The 17,659-nt window shown below is 57.9% G+C and carries 9 protein-coding genes; 8 read left to right on the plus strand and 1 reads right to left on the minus strand.

The window, feature by feature from the left end:
• Nucleotides 1-5: 5 nt before the first annotated feature.
• The 8 genes from INF32_RS01680 (at nucleotide 6) to INF32_RS01715 (ending at nucleotide 16,108) form a co-directional block, all read left to right on the plus strand.
• A complete protein-coding gene (locus tag INF32_RS01680) occupies nucleotides 6-1,550 on the plus strand; it encodes a sulfatase family protein (RefSeq protein ID WP_226386683.1) in 1,545 nt (514 codons plus the stop codon).
• Between the two features lie 9 nt (nucleotides 1,551-1,559).
• On the plus strand, nucleotides 1,560-3,152 hold the full coding sequence (locus INF32_RS01685; protein WP_226386684.1) for an arylsulfatase: 1,593 nt from the start codon (nucleotides 1,560-1,562) through the stop codon (nucleotides 3,150-3,152).
• Between the two features lie 119 nt (nucleotides 3,153-3,271).
• A complete protein-coding gene (locus INF32_RS01690; protein WP_317172654.1) occupies nucleotides 3,272-6,964 on the plus strand; it encodes a glycosyl hydrolase family 28 protein in 3,693 nt (1,230 codons plus the stop codon).
• A 93-nt stretch (nucleotides 6,965-7,057) separates the two neighbouring features.
• Nucleotides 7,058-8,947: a heparinase II/III domain-containing protein gene (locus tag INF32_RS01695; protein WP_226386685.1), complete on the plus strand. Its 1,890-nt coding sequence runs from the start codon at nucleotides 7,058-7,060 to the stop codon at nucleotides 8,945-8,947.
• A gap of 60 nt (nucleotides 8,948-9,007) precedes the next feature.
• A complete protein-coding gene (locus INF32_RS01700; RefSeq protein ID WP_226386686.1) occupies nucleotides 9,008-10,645 on the plus strand; it encodes a GH39 family glycosyl hydrolase in 1,638 nt (545 codons plus the stop codon).
• A 114-nt stretch (nucleotides 10,646-10,759) separates the two neighbouring features.
• The gene (locus tag INF32_RS01705; protein WP_226386687.1) at nucleotides 10,760-11,692 is read left to right on the plus strand and encodes a metallophosphoesterase; all 933 of its coding nucleotides are present in this window, start codon (nucleotides 10,760-10,762) and stop codon (nucleotides 11,690-11,692) included.
• 162 nt (nucleotides 11,693-11,854) lie between these two features.
• The gene (locus tag INF32_RS01710; protein WP_226386688.1) at nucleotides 11,855-14,791 is read left to right on the plus strand and encodes a TonB-dependent receptor; all 2,937 of its coding nucleotides are present in this window, start codon (nucleotides 11,855-11,857) and stop codon (nucleotides 14,789-14,791) included.
• A 30-nt stretch (nucleotides 14,792-14,821) separates the two neighbouring features.
• Nucleotides 14,822-16,108: a DUF4957 domain-containing protein gene (locus INF32_RS01715; protein WP_226386689.1), complete on the plus strand. Its 1,287-nt coding sequence runs from the start codon at nucleotides 14,822-14,824 to the stop codon at nucleotides 16,106-16,108.
• A gap of 266 nt (nucleotides 16,109-16,374) precedes the next feature.
• On the opposite strand, the gene INF32_RS01720 is transcribed toward INF32_RS01715, so the two are convergent.
• The gene (locus INF32_RS01720) at nucleotides 16,375-17,637 is read right to left on the minus strand and encodes a metal-dependent hydrolase family protein (RefSeq protein WP_226386690.1); all 1,263 of its coding nucleotides are present in this window, start codon (nucleotides 17,635-17,637) and stop codon (nucleotides 16,375-16,377) included.
• Nucleotides 17,638-17,659: the final 22 nt, after the last annotated feature.

Raw genomic sequence — 17,659 nt, forward strand, 5'->3', positions numbered from 1 at the left:
CAGCCATGAAAAACCGTTTTGTTTATACCGCATTGCTGCCTTTGGCAGGCTTATACGCCTGCGGAGGAGAGAAGACGGAGACGAAGCCCAACGTGTTGTTCGTCATTGCCGACGACCAATCCTATCCCTATGCCGGGGCCTACGGGTGCCGGACGGTTTCCACACCCGGATTCGACCGGGTGGCACGGCAGGGAGTGCTTTTCACCAACGCCTACGTCACCTCTCCCGGGAGCAGTCCCTCGCGGGCGAGCATCCTGACCGGGCTGTACCCGTGGCAGATCGAGGAGGCCGGCACGCATGCCAGTTCCTTCCCGGATGAATATACCTGTTTCCCGGATATGCTCCGGGAAGCCGGATACAGGATCGGCTATACGGGCAAAGGCTGGGGACCCGGCGACTGGCAGGTGTCCGGACGTCCTTACAATCCGGCCGGGCCGGAATACAACGAGTGCCGTCTCGATCCCCCGTACTCCGGCATCTCGAAGATCGACTATGCGGCCAATTTCAAGAAATTCCTTTCCGGGCGGGACAAGGGTGAGCCTTTCTGTTTCTGGCTGGGCACGCACGAACCGCACCGGCCCTTCGAGAACGGATCGTGGGTGAAAGAGAAGCGTGAACTCGACCGGGCCGAGGTGCCGGGATTCCTGCCCGGGTCGGACACCGTTCGGGGCGATATTTCGGATTATGCCGTAGAGATTGAGTGGTTCGACCGGCATCTGGCTGCCTGTCTGGACGAGTTGGAGCGGATCGGGGAGCTGGATCGTACGATCGTGATCGTGACGGCTGACAACGGCATGTCGTTTCCGCACGCGAAGGCCAACTGCTACGATGCCGGACTGCACGTGCCGCTGGCTGTCCGTTGGGGCGACCGGATCAGGCCCGGGCAGGTGGTCGATGCCCTGGTGAGCATGGTGAGCGTCGCTCCCACACTGCTCGATGCTGTGGGGATTGAATACGAGGGTGATTATCCGCTGAGCGGGGAGAGCCTGATGCCGTTGCTTGCGGGGCGGCGGGAACGGTACGGGACCGATGCCGTCTATGCCGGACGGGAGCGTCATTCCTGCTCCCGCCGCGACAATCTGGGGTACCCTATGCGGAGCGTGCGTGTAGGCAACTACCTGCTGGTACGGAATTTCCACAGTGAACGCTGGCCTGCCGGAGATCCCCGCGCCTACGATAAGAACGGAACGACGCTGATGCCGATGCACCGAGCTTATTACGATATAGACGCGGCACCTTCGAAGGACTATCTGATCGACCGGAGGGATGACCCGTCCGTAAGACCCTATTTCGATGCGGCGGTGGCCAAGCGGCCCGAGTACGAACTGTTCGACTTGAAAAATGACCCGGATTGCATGCACAATGTGGCCGGAGACATGACCTATGCCGACGTGCTGGAGAATCTGAGGGGGCGGTTGGACGCGCGTCTGACCGAAACGGGCGATCCCCGTGCGGTAGGCGACGATCCCGAGATATGGGAGCGTTATCCGAGGCTGAACGGGAAAATGAGGCTGTTTCCCGAAGAGAATGAATCCGTTGTCGTAAAATAGAATCCGAATATGAATACATCCAGAATTTTTTCGTTGACGGCTCTCGCCACGACAGCCTGCTGCTGTGCCGGAGCCCAGGCCCAGAAGCCTCGGAAAGAGGCTCCGCGGGATGCCCGCCCCAATGTGCTGCTGATCTGTGCGGATGATCTGGGATGGTCCGACATCGGCTGCTATGGCAGCGAGGTGCAGACGCCCAACCTCGACCGGCTGGCCGCTGAAGGAATCCGCTTCACCGCCTTCCACAATACGTCGAAGAGTTTTCCTTCGCGGTCTTGCCTGCTGACCGGGCTGTATGCCCAGCAGAACGGCTATTTCAAGAATGCCCGGGCTCCGTTGCAGAACTGTGTCACGCTGGGCGAGTACATGAAGAGTGCCGGATACATCACCCTGTGGTCGGGCAAGCACCACGGGGCGGAGAATCCGCGTACGCGGGGATTCGACCATTATTACGGCCTGCGGGACGGAGCCTGCAACTATTTCAATCCCGGTTGCCAGCGCGATGGGGAGGGAGTGCCTGCCCAGAAGGTGAAAAACCGTTTCTGGTGTGTGGAAAAACAGACCTATGCCCCCTTTACCCCGAAGGAGAAGGATTTCTACACGACCGATTATTTCACCAAATACGCCCTGCGCTGGTTGGATGAGTACAAGGATGCCGACCGCCCCTTCTTCCTCTATCTGGCCTACAATGCGCCGCACGACCCGTTGATGGCCTGGCCGGAGGACATTGCCAAATACAAGGGGCGTTACCGGGACGGGTACGAAGCGATCCGGCGGGAACGCTACCGCAGGCAGCTCGACATGGGGCTGATCGACGGTCGGTTCCGTCTCAGCGAACCCATTTTCGAGCCGTGGGCCTCCCTGTCGCCCGAACGGAGAGCGGAGGAGGAGCGGAAAATGGAGGTCTATGCGGCGATGATCGACCGGATGGACCAGGGGATCGGAAAGGTGATCGACAAACTGAAGGAGCAGGGTAAATACGACAATACGATCATCATATTCGTCTCCGACAACGGAGCTTCGGCCGAGGTGGTCGATCTGAAGGGGAGTTACGGGGAGATCGGTACGATGACCAACTGGACCTCGCTGGGCGGAAATTGGGCCAACGTGGCCAATACGCCGTTCCGGTTCTACAAGAATTACAGTTACGAGGGAGGAATCGCCGCACCGATGATCGTCACGTGGCCCAGGGGGTTGGCAAAGCCCGGCACCGTAACGGGCCATGTGGGACACTTCATCGACATCATGCCCACGTTCGTGGAGATCGCCGGAGTGCCCTATCCCGAAGAGTACGGAGGACACCGGGTGCTTCCCTGCGAGGGCGAATCGTTTCTGCCGGTGATCCGGGGCGAAGAGACCGGGCGCCGGAAGCCGATCTTCTGGGAGTGGCAGTACGGACAGGCCGTGCGCGAGGGCAGATGGAAGATCGTGAAGCACGGGCTGGACAATCCCTGGTCGCTTTACGACATGGAGGCCGATCCCACCGAAACGCGCGACCTGGCGGCGGAACAGCCCGACCGGGTGAAGCGGATGGGGGAGATGTTCGATGCCTGGAAGAAGAGGGTGTCGATCACCAAAGCGGTCGATAAACCCAAAAATCTGTGACGCGATGAGGACCGACCGGCTGATTCTTTCGTCCGTCCTGACGGCGGCCGCGGCTTCGGGTTTCGCCGGGGAACGTACCCCTCATGCGACGGACCGTCCCAATATCCTCTGCCTGGTGTGTGAGGATATCGGCCCCTACATCGGATGTTACGGCGATCCGGGCCGCCATCGACGCCTGCACGCAGAGTGGGGGCGGGCGCGTGCTCGTCCCCGAGGGACTCTATTTCGTCAAGGGTCCGGTCGTGCTCAAGAGCCATGTCGAACTGCATCTGGCCGAAGGGGCCGAACTGCGTTTCAGCAGTGACGAGAAGGATTATCTGCCTGCCGTACCCACCCGCTGGGAGGGGACGGAGGTGTTCAACTATTCTCCCCTGATTTACGCGTATCACGTGAACAATATCGGTGTGACGGGCAAAGGTGTCGTCAACGGACAGGGTACGAAGAATTTCGCCACGTGGAAACCGGGCCAGAAGTCCGACCAGCGTGCACTGCGCCGGATGGGGACGGAGGTCCGTCCCCTCTCCGAACGACTGTTCGGCGAAGGACACCGTCTGCGTCCCGCCCTGTTGGAACCCGTGGGATGCAGCGATGTGCTGATCGAAGGCATTACGCTGGTCGATGCGCCGTTCTGGGTGATCCATCCTGTCAGTTGCGAGAACGTGACGGTGCGCGGGGTGACGGTGTACAGCCTCAACCAGAACAGCGACGGATGCGATCCGGAGTCCTCCGTGAACGTGCTGATCGAGGATTGCAACTTCACGACGGGCGATGACGGCATCGCCATCAAATCGGGACGCGACAACGATGCCTGGCGGATCGGGCAGCCTACCGAGAATGTTCTGGTCCGCAACTGTACGTTCCGTTCCAGGACCAACGGGGTCTGCATCGGCAGCGAAATTTCGGGCGGTGTGCGGAATGTGTGCGTAATGGATTGCGACATTCCGCTGAGCCGCAACGGGATTTATTTCAAGTCGAACCTCGACCGGGGCGGCTATGTCGAAAACGTACGGGTGAAAGGGATCAGGGCCGATACGCTCGGAGAGGCCCTGATCCGGTTCGAATCCGACTACAAGTCCGAGAGCCGGGAGAACTATCCCACCCGTTTCCGGGGGTTCCTGTTCGAGGAGATGACTTGCGGAGTGGCCGGGCAGTGCGGCATCGAGATCGGGGGATTCGCCGCCCTGCCTGTCCGTGAGGTGACGGTCCGCGACGTGATGCTGGGCCGGACGCCCGAACCTCTCCGGATCAATCATGCGGAGGAGGTGGAACTGAGCGGCGTGACGATGAACGGCCGTCCGGTCGTCTACAATACCCGCCCCGACCGCTGCATTTCGCTCGACGGACGATGGAATGTCGCCATTTCGGACGGAGAACCGGCCGTGTTCGGTTCGGAGGTTCCCGTGCCGGGTGTCATTACGCAGGCCGTTCCGTCGCTGGGTGAAGACCTCGACGCCAACGGGACGGATACGGTCGGATACGACTATGTGTGGTACCTGCGTGAATTCGAGGTGCGGGGGGCTGAGAATTATCCTCGGGCGGTGCTGAAACTGCGGGCCAAATACAATGCGAAGGTGTTTCTGAACGGTAAGGAGATCGGTGAAGACCTCCATACGACCTATTCGCACGGAACGTTCGACGTGTCGGACGCACTCGTCCGGAACGGAAAGAACCGGCTGGTCGTGCGGGTCGGCAGCTGGAATACGGCCACCTCTCCTTCGAAGGAGAATTCGGCCGAGTGGTGGCGGAATTCCCGGGCTCCCGGTATCTGGGACGACGTGACGCTCGAACTGGGACAGAACGTCTCCGTGAAACACATGAAGATATTGCCCGACCTGAAATCCTCTTCGACGGAGTGTGTCGTGACGGTGGACAACCGGGAGCGCGGGTCGCAGACGGTGAAGGTGCTGGCGGCGGTCATGGACGGCGACCGGGAGGTGAGCCGGGCCGAGACGTTGCTGGAGGTGCCTGCGGTCGGGGACGGACAGGCGGTGCTGAAGGTGCCGAGCGGGATGTTGCGGCCGTGGAGTCCCGGTAAGGAGGGAACGCCGAAACTCTATCGGATGACCGTCGCGGTGACCGCTTCCGACGGGCGGCTGCTTTCGCGCAAAAGCGACGATTTCGGTTACCGCAGTATCGAGGTGGCCGGCCGCGATGTGCTGTTAAACGGAAAGAAAATCCTGTTCCGGGCCGAGAACGTCGCGTTCGTACGGGCGCTCAGCCGGTGGGCGGATGCGGTGTTCGACGAGGCGTGGATACGGGCCTTTCTCCGGGCGGCCGTGCAGGAGTATAATTTCAACTATCTGCGCATCCATCTGGGGCACGCATACGGCAAGTGGTACGATATCGCCGATCAGGAGGGCATCATGCTGCAGGACGAGTGGCGCTACATGCACGACGACGAGCCGGTCGGCAAGGACCGGGAGGATGCCGTGACGGAGTTCACCCGCTGGGTGGAGCAGAACGTCAACCATCCCTCCATCGTGACCTGGGACCAGGAGAACGAGGGAAACGTGAAACTGGAAGAGCTGAAGGCAGCCCTCCGCAGGTATGATCCCACCCGTCTGTGGGGTGAGGACGATTTCGAGGCACGGCACATCTACGAGTATACGGAGAACATCGTGAAGTCCCCCGAACACGCGATTTCCGGGACGAAACCCTCCACGGTGCTCGAATCCTGCCGCCTGTGGACGAATGAGTACGGATTGCTGGAACCGAGGGAGAATTTCAAGACGAGCCGTACCGCCAGCGGATGGGGCCTGTTCAACTACACCCGGGAGGACGTGGCCCGGCTGCTCGCCGACCTGCATGCCGATCTGGGAACGTTCTACCGTTCGCGCCGGATTCAGGCATGGGCTCCCTTCGCTCTGCTGAGCGGTGCCGTGAACGGCCATAATTTTTACAAGGGAAATATCGCCGATTCGCTCTCTCCGCAACCCAATCTGCTTGTGCTCAAAAAACTGAACGAGCCGGTAGGAACTTCGGTGGAGATGCTCCAGGCGCGCGAGTGGTACAAGGACAAGACGCTCTATGCACCCGGCAGACGGTATGCGAAAAAAGTGTGGGTGTGGAACGACCGGAACGAACCGGTGGAGGTGGAATTGACGGTGGGGCTGGCGAACGAAGCGGGCGAGACCCTTTCCGTGCAGCGACAGCGCCTCACCGTGCCCGCATCGGGAGCCGTCGCACGGGAACTGTCGTTCACGATGCCCCGTGAAGAGGGCGTGTACCGGATTGAGCCTTCGCTGACTCTGCCGGACAGTGTCCGGATCGGAGGACCCGGACGCCGGTTGATGGTGGCACGCCGGCTGACGTCCCGGATCGAGGAGTATATGGCCTTCGGCGGACGCAGAAAACCGGTGGAAGGGAGCCGTTCGTTGATGGAGCACTTCATCGGACGGGAGGTGCCGTTGCAGGTGCAGTACCGGATCGAAGAGGCCCTGCAGGGCGGTCTGCTCGACAAGATGGAATATTCGGACGATCCCGCCCGGATGTACACAGTTCAGTCGACCTACTATTACGACCGTACACGGCAGGATATCACTACGCTGGTATTCGACAAGGACGGGACGGTGGTCTCCAGCACGAAGGCCGAAGCGATGCCCTACGTAAGCTTGCCGGCTCCGATCAAAAAGACGATCGTGGAGGTGATCGGAAAGGTTCCCGTGGACGAGTCGAAAATCACCCGCAGACGGGCCGGTGCCGACAGCCTTTACGAGATCAGCATGATCGGAAGCGATCTGAAATACAAACTGACGATTTCGGACTCGGGGGAACTGAAGGATAAGAAGGTTTCCCGTAAAAAATCCAGGTAGCAGGGACCGGTTCCGCCGCAGGGGCTCTGCGACGGATGCCGGAATACGAAATCCGGTCTTTTATTTTGGTGGGAGAAACGAAAACAGCAAGCTATGAAATACCTCTTTTGTCTATGTTGGGTCTGGGCAGTGCTTTCGGCCTGTACGAGGAAAGAATCGTCCATAGAGGTCCTGGAAGGGCATCCCCGTCTGCTGATGCTGGCCGGGGAGGAGCGGACGATCCGGGAGAAGATCGCCGCCAATCCGTTCCTGGGCCAGGTGCACGATCATATTCTCGCTTCGTGCGAGGAGTGGCTCGACCAGCCCGATCCGGTGCGCCGGATCGAGGGCGACGTGCTGTTGGGCCAGTCCCGCAAGATTTTCCGGCAGGTCTATTTCCTCTCCTATGCGTGGCGCATGACGGGAGAGGAGCGGTATGCCCGCCGGGCCGAACGGATCATGCTGGCTGCCGCCCGGTTCGAGGACTGGCATCCTTCGCATTTTCTGGATGCCGCCGAAATGACGATGGCGCTGGCCATCGGGTACGATTGGCTCTACGACCGGCTGTCCGACTCTTCGCGCAGGACGATTCGTGCGGCCATACTCGAAAAGGGAATCGCAGAGTCGTTTCCAGAGACGGCGACGGATAAACGGAACTGTTCGTGGCTCAAAAAGAAAAACAACTGGAATGCCGTCTGCAATACGGGAATGGCCTTCGGGGCCCTTGCCACGTGGGAGGACAATCCCGGACTGTCGGAGAGGGTCGTCTGCCGGGCCGTGAAACTGGTGAGGGACGTGGCGCTGAGGGAGTATCTGCCGGACGGAAACTATCCGGAAGGATACACCTATTGGAATTACGGTACGGGATTCGCGGTCATGCTGATCGACGCGCTCGAAAAGGCTGTGGGCTCGTCGTTCGGCATGACCGGGAACGAGGGTTTCATGCGCTCACCCTACTATATGCTGCATATGACGACGCAGAATCTCGACTGTTTCCGGTACGCCGACTGTAATCTGAAAGGGGTGGAGTTCTCCCTGCCCGTCTTCTGGTTCGCCCGCCGCACGGGAGACAAGACGATGCTGTGGCGTGAGATGGACAAGATCGACTACATGAACGGGCAGGGAGAGCAGGATCACATGCTGGGCGTGCGTTACCTGCCTTCGCTGATGCTTTGGGCTCCGGACGACCTGACCCGGGGAGAGGCTCCGTCGGAGACCGTGTTCGTTGGACAGGGGCGTGTCCCCGTGGCGCTGTTGCGCAATCGCTGGGGCGGCGACAATGAGATATTTCTCGGGCTCAAGGGCGGTCTGTGCGAGATCAATCACGCCCACATGGACATCGGCAGTTTCGTTATGTCTGTGGGCCGGACCGACTGGGTGGTCGACATGGGGGCCCAGGGATACCATACGGTGCTGGAACATGGAATCGCGCTGGGCGACCGCAGTCAGTACTCTTCCCGCTGGGAACCTTTCCGGTGGAGTCCCCGGTCGCACAATATCATGATGTTTTCCGATTCGCTGCAACGGGTCCGGCCCGTCGCACGGATCGACCGGCATGGCGAAAAGGCCGGTTTCATCCATGCCGTGACCGATCTTTCCCGGATCGACAGTGCGGCGGTCCGCTCCCATCTTCGGGGTGTGGCCATCGCGGACGATGCCTATGTAGTGGTCCGGGACGAGGTGGTCAATTCGGATCGGACGACCCCGTTGCGCTGGGCCATACTCACGCCTTCCGAGGTGACGCTCACGGGTCCGAATTCGGCGCTTTTGGTCCAGGGAGGCGAGAGACTCCGGGTAGTCGTCGAGGGGGAAGGTGTGTCCATGGCCGTGTGGCCGACCACTCCGCCTCCCCATTTCTATGACGAACCTGAGCCGGGAACCGTCATGGTGGGATTCACCGCCACGCTGACTCCTTCACAAAAAGCCTCCTATACCGTCTACCTTGTGCCGGAAAAGGCCTGGACTGTTTTCGAACCCTCGGCGGGACCGCTGGAGACCTGGTGAGACACGTGCCGGCGACGGTGAGTATTATTCTTGTTCCGGAAAACAGATAAAACGAAATTTATGAATGCGTTGTGTAAAATATGGTCGGTCCTTTCACTGGCGTTTCCGCTGGCCGTGTGGGGAGAGCCGGCCGTTACCGAACGGCCGACCGCAGCTTTTTCGGTGGATTGCGGAGAGGTGGCGGGCGACAACCACGGATTCTGGAAAGCCATCGGCTACGATTTCCTGTTCAAGATCGTCAACGAACCGGAGGGAGCCGAGTTTCTGGACCGGGCACGGAAAAACAATTCCGTGCGTTATTTCCGTACCCACTATACGTTCAGCGACCATACCGTGGTCGAGAAGCGGGCCGGAGGAAATGTATGCGGCCGTGTGATACGCCGGGGAACCGATGGTAAGATATCCTATGACTTTTCGCTCGTCAACCGGACGTTCCGGGAGTATGTGAAACGCGGTATGAAACCGATCGTCGAGTTCGACTACTATCCGGACGGTTATTCGGCTTCGACACAGGCCTCCCGGAACGACGAGTCGCTCGAGGCGAGGACAGGAGCTCCCGCTGACTGGGGTCAGTGGCAGGAGTTGCTCGATGCCTTCATGAAAAACCTGATGGAAGAGTTCGGGGCGGAGGAGATGCGTACATGGTATTTCGAGGTGTGGAACGAACCGGACGGTTGGTCGTACGAGGAGGTGCCCGATTTTTTCCGGCTCTACGACGTTTTCGCCCATACGGTCAAGTCCTGCGATCCCGGATTCCGGGTGGGAGGCCCCGCTTGTTATAACCTCTATTTCATGAAGGCGTTTCTCGACCATGTCGTCTATGGAACCAATTACGTGACGGGAGAGACCGGCTCTCCGGTCGATTTTCTCTCCTTCCATATTTACGGACTGTCGGGTTCGTGGCTCGATCCCGCGCCGGAGATCGTTCCCGTAGTTTCCAAATTCACGGCCGACATGCTGTGGCTCCAGCGGCTGACCAAGCGTTATCCCGGTATCGGTGGGGTCGAGATACACCTGAACGAATGGGGGCTCTGTTCCCACGGCGACAGCAAATTCGTGGACCGTTTTCCTCAACTCGAATACCGGAATAGCGAGGTTTCGGCCCTGTTCATGGTCAAGCTGGTCGATTGTCTCTACCGCATTGAGGATCGGTTCGGTTTCCGGACGGAACTGATGCTCTACTGGGGGGCGTGGTACAATGCTGCGACCGGTCCTCTGTTTATGGGATCGCGCGACTTGATGACTACGGGAAACGTGCCCAAACCGATCCTCACCGCCTATGAGATGCTTGCCCGGCTCGGACCGGACCGGTTGAAAGTCGGTGGACCGAAGCCGGGCGGCCGTTACGGGGTGCTCGCCGCCCGGAGCGGGAAGGAAGTGCAGTTGCTGGCCTACAATTTTCAGGAGACGGACGACGATCTGCGGCGAACGGACCTGTTTGCGATCGATCTGTCCGGTCTGGCGGACGGTAATTATCTCGTGAAGGCCTATCGTATGGACCGTACGCATCACAACACATTCCGGGCCTGGGAGAGGATGGGCCGGCCGGTTGCGGATCGGGAGGTCGTGGCCGCACTGCGTCGGGAAGGCGATCTCGTGCCGGAGCCGTTCACGGTCCGGGTGCGGGACGGCCGGGCCGAAATAGAGGAAGCATTGCCCCGACATTCGATGTGTCTGTATGAAATCTCTCCGGAATAGTCCGTCGGAACGGTGAGTCGGAATATATCATAATTGGATGCGCTAATTTGTTTACTAACCTGAATGAAGTGTTTTAAGATGAAAAGCATGTCGTTGCGGAAGAAAAGGATCGGAGTGTCCGTTTTGACGGCCATGGCTGTGTTGTGGCTCGGGAATTATGCACAGGCACAGTTGCCGTCGCTTCCTCCCGGGAATTTGAATTTTATCGTACTGAGCGATATGGGAACCACTCCGGATAAGCAGGTCGCTGCTGCGGCCGTCGCGGAAAATGTGGCCCGTATGGTTGCGGGTAACCGCATGGATTTCATTGCCGTTGCGGGCGATGCGATTCACGGCAACGGAGTACAGAGTGTGGATGATCCCGAGTGGACGACACGTTTCGAGAACCTGTTTTCGGCGTCGGCGCTGCACACTCTGCCATGGTATACGGTGGCGGGCAACCACGAATACAAGGGAAGCGTCCCTGCCCTGGCGGAGTATTCGCACAGGAGTCCCCGATGGAATGCCCCGTCGCGCTATTTCGCGTTCGAGCGGAGCCTCGGTTACGGCAATCCGCCTTGCCTGTTCGTTTTTCTCGATACGACACCCCTTATGGACAGTTACCGGAAGGACCCGCGGCGCAAAGGAATTCTCGAGCAGAGCCTGGAGGGCCAGTTGAATTGGCTCGACTCCGTGCTCACGACATCCCGGGCCGGATGGAAGATCGTGATCGGACATCATCCGGTCTATGCGTTCACGGCGAAGAACGTCAATGAACGGCTCGATATGGAGAAAAGGGTGGGGACCCTCGTCGAGAAACACGGGGCGGATCTCTATATCTGCGGTCATATCCACAGTTTTCAGTTCATCCGTCCTGAGGGTTGTAAAGCGAATTACGTGGTGAATCCTTCGGCCCATACGAGTCGTCCCGTGGAGCCGACGGACGGGACGCTGGCCTGTGAGAATGCTCCGGGATTCACGGTCTATTCCGTCTCGAAGGATACGCTCGACTTTTACTTTGTCGACGATAAGGGAAAAGTGGGTTATACGACGAAAATCGGGAAATAATATGACAGGCCGGATATTTTTTTATTTTTTTTATAATATAAATACTTTTTGACAAACGAATGACATTGCGGCCGGAACAGGATAGGGGAACGGCCGTTTCCGGAAGAGTCCCCGGACCGTAATACGAAAACCTGAAACCATTACTAACCAAATCAAACTGTTATGAGAACAAAACTATTAACCTTGTTGTCAACTGTTCTGTTCGCAGGGAATCTTGCGGCTCAGAATGCGACGATTACGGGTATCGTTACCGGTAAGGATACCAAGAACTATCTGGTCGGTGCGAGTGTCCTGGTCAAAGGTACCACGAAAGGCACCGTGGCCGATGCCAACGGGCAGTATAAACTGCTCGTGCCGGTAGGGAAACAGACCATCGAGTTCTCCTTTATCGGTTATCAGACCCAGACCCGCGAAATCGAGTTCAAGGCTAACGAAGTGCAGACGTTGAATATCGAGTTGGTGCCCGATGCCGTTCAGCTGGAGGGCCTCGTGGTGAGTACGCAGGCCAAGGGACAGATGGCGGCGATCCGGCGCCAGGTGAATGCTCCGGGTATTCTGAACGTCGTGTCGGAGGAGAAGCTGCGCGAGTTGCCCGACGTCAATGTGGCCGATGCCATCGGCCGTCTGCCGGGTCTGATGATCCAGCGCGACGGCGGCGAGGGCCAGAAAATCGTCATCCGAGGTCTGGACCCCAAATACAACGCCGTAGCTATCAACGGCATGAGCGCTCCGGCGACCAGTACCACCGACCGGAGTACCGACCTGAACATGATTTCCCCGGATATGATCGCCGGAGCCGAAGTGCTGAAGGCCAACACGGCGGACAAGGATGCCGACGGTATGGGAGGAACCGTGAACCTGATCATGAAGGACGCCCCGAGCGGTATGAAACTGAGCGGCATGTTCGAAACCGGTTACCATTCGCAGAAGAACGGATGGGGCCGCTATAAGGGGAGCCTCTCGTTCAGCGACCGTTTCTTCAAAGACAAGCTGGGCGTTATCATGGCCGCCAGTGCGGACAAGACCGACCGGAGCAACGACACCTTCCGGGCGAACTACGATGTCAGCGGAAACGAAATCACTCCCGGCAAGAACTATACGCAGCCGTGGCTTACGAGTACCATTCTCCAGTCGAATCTCGAAGACCGTCAGCGTTACAACGTGAATCTGAACCTCGACTGGAAGATGCGCAACGGTTCGAAGATCAAAATGACCAACCTGTTCAGCCGCATGAACCGCGACCGTGATATCCGGGAAAAATATTACGATCTGAGCGGCAGCCGTCTGCGGTTTTCGCAGGACGACGTCGAATCGAATACCTCGAACCTGACCAATATCCTTCAGGGCGATTTCAACATAGGAAACTCCACGCTGAACGTCGGTGCGGGACGCAGCCAGGTCATGAACAGGACTCCTTACCAGCATACGATGGAGTTCCGAGTGGACGCTCCGTTCCTCGTAAACCTGAGCGCACTTTCCTATCTGGCTCCCTATCTGATCATGGACGAACGGTTCGTGGACGAGAGTGACATCGACAAGTTCTATCTGTATGAGACTTCCATGGAGAAAGAGTCCACCAAAGAGACGGAATACACCGCCTGGCTCGACTGGAAAACCCCGTTCTCTTTCGGTGATAAGGTGAGCGGTTATATCAAGTTGGGAGGCAAATTCCGCGAAAAGGAAAGGAAGCTGGAGACGGCCCGTTCCTACGGTCGTATGGACCTGGCCTCGGGTTTCGAACCCGTATTCGAGAACATGCCGGATCTGGCGCGTTCCTCGTTCCGGGACCTGATCGGTATCCGCAGTTTCCTGGATGACGACTTCAAGTCCAGGGAGTTCCTGAACGGGAAATACCCCAACCTGCGTTACGATTTCGCACTGAGCGACGGAGCCATGCAGAATTTTTACAATACGAACAAGGACGTGCTGGAATACACTCCCACTTCGAAAGTGCGTAGGGACTATTCCGGTCGTGAAGAGCTGTGGGCCGCTTATCTGATGGCCGAACTGAATCTGGGCAAATACATCACCTTTATTCCCGGCGTGCGTTACGACTACTCTTATCTGCGTTACAAGGCATACAGCGGGAACAACATTCCGGACGGCGAATCTAAATACTACGATCTGGACATCGATCAGACGGTCGATTCGGAGCGTTTCGGATACTGGCTGCCCCAGATACACCTGCGGATCAAACCCCTCGACGGTCTGGATATCCGCCTGGCCTACACGAAGACACTGTCCCGTCCCGATTACGACCTGATTGCCCCGAGAACCATTATCCGGCCCACGGTCAATGAGGTTTCGTGGAACCGCACCAACCTCAAACCGGTGCTTTCCACCAACTACGACGTCATTCTCTCGTATTTCTCGCCCGATTACGGATTGTTTACCGTCAGCGGTTTCTACAAGAAGATCAAGAATTTCATCTATACCCGTTCCGCCTATTTGCTGACCGATACCGGTACCGATCCGTCGAATTTCGGACTGACTGCCAACGAAGCGGGCTTCAACATCACCTATCCGCTGAACAGCCCTTACACGGCCGATCTGAAGGGACTCGAATTCGACGTGCAGTTGCAGTTCCGCCGGATGAACAATTTCCTGAAAGGATTGGTATTCAGCGCCAACATGACTTTGATGGATTCGAAAATGTACTATTTCGAAACTTTGAAATCGAGGGAGAAAAACCCGAATTATGTGACCGGAAGCACGACGGAGAAGCCGTTCGTTTCGGTCAACAAGGATGTCGTGTATGTCGACCGTCTGCTGAATCAGCCTTCGCTGCTGTTCAACATCTCGCTGGGTTACGACTACAAGCGTTTTTCGGGCCGTATCTCCTGTAACTACCAGGACGGTGTGCTGATCTCGGAACAGCACCGTCAGGACCGGGCCGACGTGGAATCGACTCGCGTATTCACCAAATGGGACGCCCAGTTGCGCTACAACGCGACCAAGAATCTTTCGGTCTATTTCATGATGTCCAACTTCACCAACTCGTCCGATCGCAAGCGCCGGGACATCACCAACTTCCCGACCCGTGTGGAATACTATGGTTCCACGTTCTATCTCGGGCTGAGGTATGATCTTTTCAAATAAACCGTTCCGATCACTAAAAACAGATAAATCATGAAAGCACGGAATATATTATTTTTTAGTCTGGGAGCCCTGCTGGCCCTTTCGCTGACCGGTTGCGAACAGGAGGATATTATGAGTATCGGCGACCTCGAAATTCCCCCAAAGGGGTCCGGAGTGGAGATTGTCGTCGAGCCCGACGATGGAATCACCTCGGTGAATGCTTTGGCGAAGGCCGTCGAAACCTATGGGGCCGGTACCTATATTCTGCGCCGCAACGGTGTCTACTATGTGGAGGGAAAGCATCCCTACCAGTCCAATATCGTCGTCAAGGCGGAAGAGGGTGAAGGGCAGATGCCTGTCATCCAGCCGATCAGCGATGAACAGGGGGCGATGCCGAATTATCTTTTCGAATTGGAATGCGATTCCGCCCGGTTCGAGAACGTCTATTTTCTGCTTCGGGATGCCGCTACGGGTAACCTGCATGACCGGGCCATCCGCCTGACCGGTACGCCTACCCGCGTGGAGATCGACCATTGTATTCTGGAGACGGCGACCTCGACCTTTTTCCGCTGCGACAATTCGAACAACAATATTTTCATCTCGAATTCCGTCATCCGGAACATCTCCCGGCCGACGAGCGCTTCCAACGGCCGCGTGGTCGATACACGCGGACACGATCAGGATAGTATTGTGCTGCGGAACAACTATATATACAATGTTACGGGACAGATACTGCGTCAGGACAACAGCATGACGAAGTATTACGAACTGTCGCACAATACCTGTTGGAATGTGGCGAACGTGCAGAATCTCGACTGTCCGTATGAAATGGTTTTCGAAAACAATATTTTCGCCAACTGGGGATGGAAACCCCTCAAGAACAATCCCGAGAATCCTCAGCAGTGGGTATTCGATCTGTCGGCTTTCAGCGGACGGGAAACGATGAAAGATAATCTGAAGATCTCCATCCGTAACAACAATTTCTATTTTTCTCCGGAAGTGGAAGCTCTCTATACGCAGTATCCGGGCTCCAAAAGGACCGATTTGTCGAATGCGACCGGTGTGGGGCTGCGTGCGGACCAGTTCGTGTATGAAAACAATATTTCCGAAGTGCTGACCTTCGATTATGCGCCCGCACTGCCATTGGCTTACATACAGTATTTTTTTGCCAATCCTAGCGAATCCGACTGTACCGAACCGTTCGACTCCGACGAAGACGGTGTCATCGGTGTCATTAACGGGGAGATGTTCACCTTCCGCTACGCGCCTTCGTTCCGGTCGGCGACGGCATCCACTACCGGCGGGCCGCTCGGAGCCGACATCGAGGTGGTGTTCTGACGCTACCTCGTGCGTCCGAAGCCGGGTCCCGTCCGGCTGATTATGGGTACCCCCGCTCCAGTCACGATCTGGAGCGGGGGTATCGTTATGTCATACCGTAAATATTTTTAGGAAGGGAGGGAATTGTAGTGATTGTCCGGGCTTCCCGGAATGGGATACGGGGCAGGAAAGAATGAACTTGCCAGTTCGACAGATCCGGATCACTGTTTGTCGTGGCCGCACATTTTGCTGATGTCTGCGGTGAAGCCGCTGGCCGGCCGGGAAAATCAGAGCGTGTTTTTGTAGATTGTGCCGTTCTTGACGATGACTTTGATATTGCCGGCCGGGTCTTCCAACAGGCCGAGGTTCCGGAGCACGTTTCCTTCCACGAGCAGCAGGTCGGCCAGGGCTCCCTCTTCGATGACGCCGAGTTTGCCCGGATAGGGGTTGCGGGCTCCGGACATCGCCAGCAGCCGGGCGTTGCCGGAGGTGACCATCTTCAGGATTTCGAAATTTGAGAACCATTTCTGCAGTTTCACGATCCCGTGGTTCTGGTTTTTCGTATGAGCGGGGTCGAACAGCAGGTCGGTTCCCCAGGCCAGTCTGACCTTGTATTTTCTGGCCAGTTCGTATGTCCGGTCGGTGCCTTCGCATATTTGAAGGTGTTTGGCCTGTTGCACGGGCGAAGGATAGGTGTTGTCCTCGGCGGTGAAAGGCTGCATGCAGAGCCATGCGCCGCTTTCGGCTACCATCTCCATCGTGGGCTCGTCCATCAGATGCCCGTGCTCGATGCTTCTGACCCCGGCTTTCAGCGCCCGGGCTATTCCCCTGGAGTGGTAGACGTGCACCATGACGTAGGTCCCCCAGTCCTCGGCAGCCTGCACGGCGGCCTCGATTTCGGATGCGAAGAACTCGGTCACGTCCAGTGGGTCGTAAAGGGAGGCGGCTCCGCCGCCCGTCATGAGTTTTATCTGGGAAGCTCCCTGCCTCAGGTTCTCGCGTGCGGCTGTGGTGACGGCGTCGGGTCCGTCGACGATCCAGGAGGCACCTATCTCCTGGACGTGGGCCGCCTCGCAGCCGCAGCCCGTGTGCGAGCGTTCGTATATCATCCGGAAGTCGCCGTGTCCGGAGGTCTGGGAGATCATGGCTCCGCTGGGGAATATTCGGGGGCCCGGCAGCAGTCCCGTGTCGATGGCCCGTTTCAGCCCGAAGGCGGGGCCGCCCGCATCGCGGATGGCGGTGAATCCCCTTTGCAGCGTCGCTTCGGCCTCGCGTCCCGCAACCAGATGGGTGAACGACGGATCGGAAGAGAGCAGGTCCGTCATCGTGTTGCAGCACAGATAGGCGTGCCAGTGTGCGTCGATCAGTCCCGGCATCAGGAATCGTCCTCTGCCGTCCAGCACCTGGGTTCCGGCTGCCGGATCGACGGGGATCGGACCGGCCGATATCTGTCTGATCCGGTCGTTTTCGATCAGAATGTTGCCTCGTGCGGTCGCCTCGTCCTGACCGTTGAAAATCTCGACATCGTTTATGAGTATCCGTGAGTCCATATCCGTATGGTTTTGGGGCTGC

This window comes from Gallalistipes aquisgranensis (assembly GCF_014982715.1).
Taxonomy (GTDB): Bacteria; Bacteroidota; Bacteroidia; order Bacteroidales; family Rikenellaceae; genus Gallalistipes; species Gallalistipes aquisgranensis.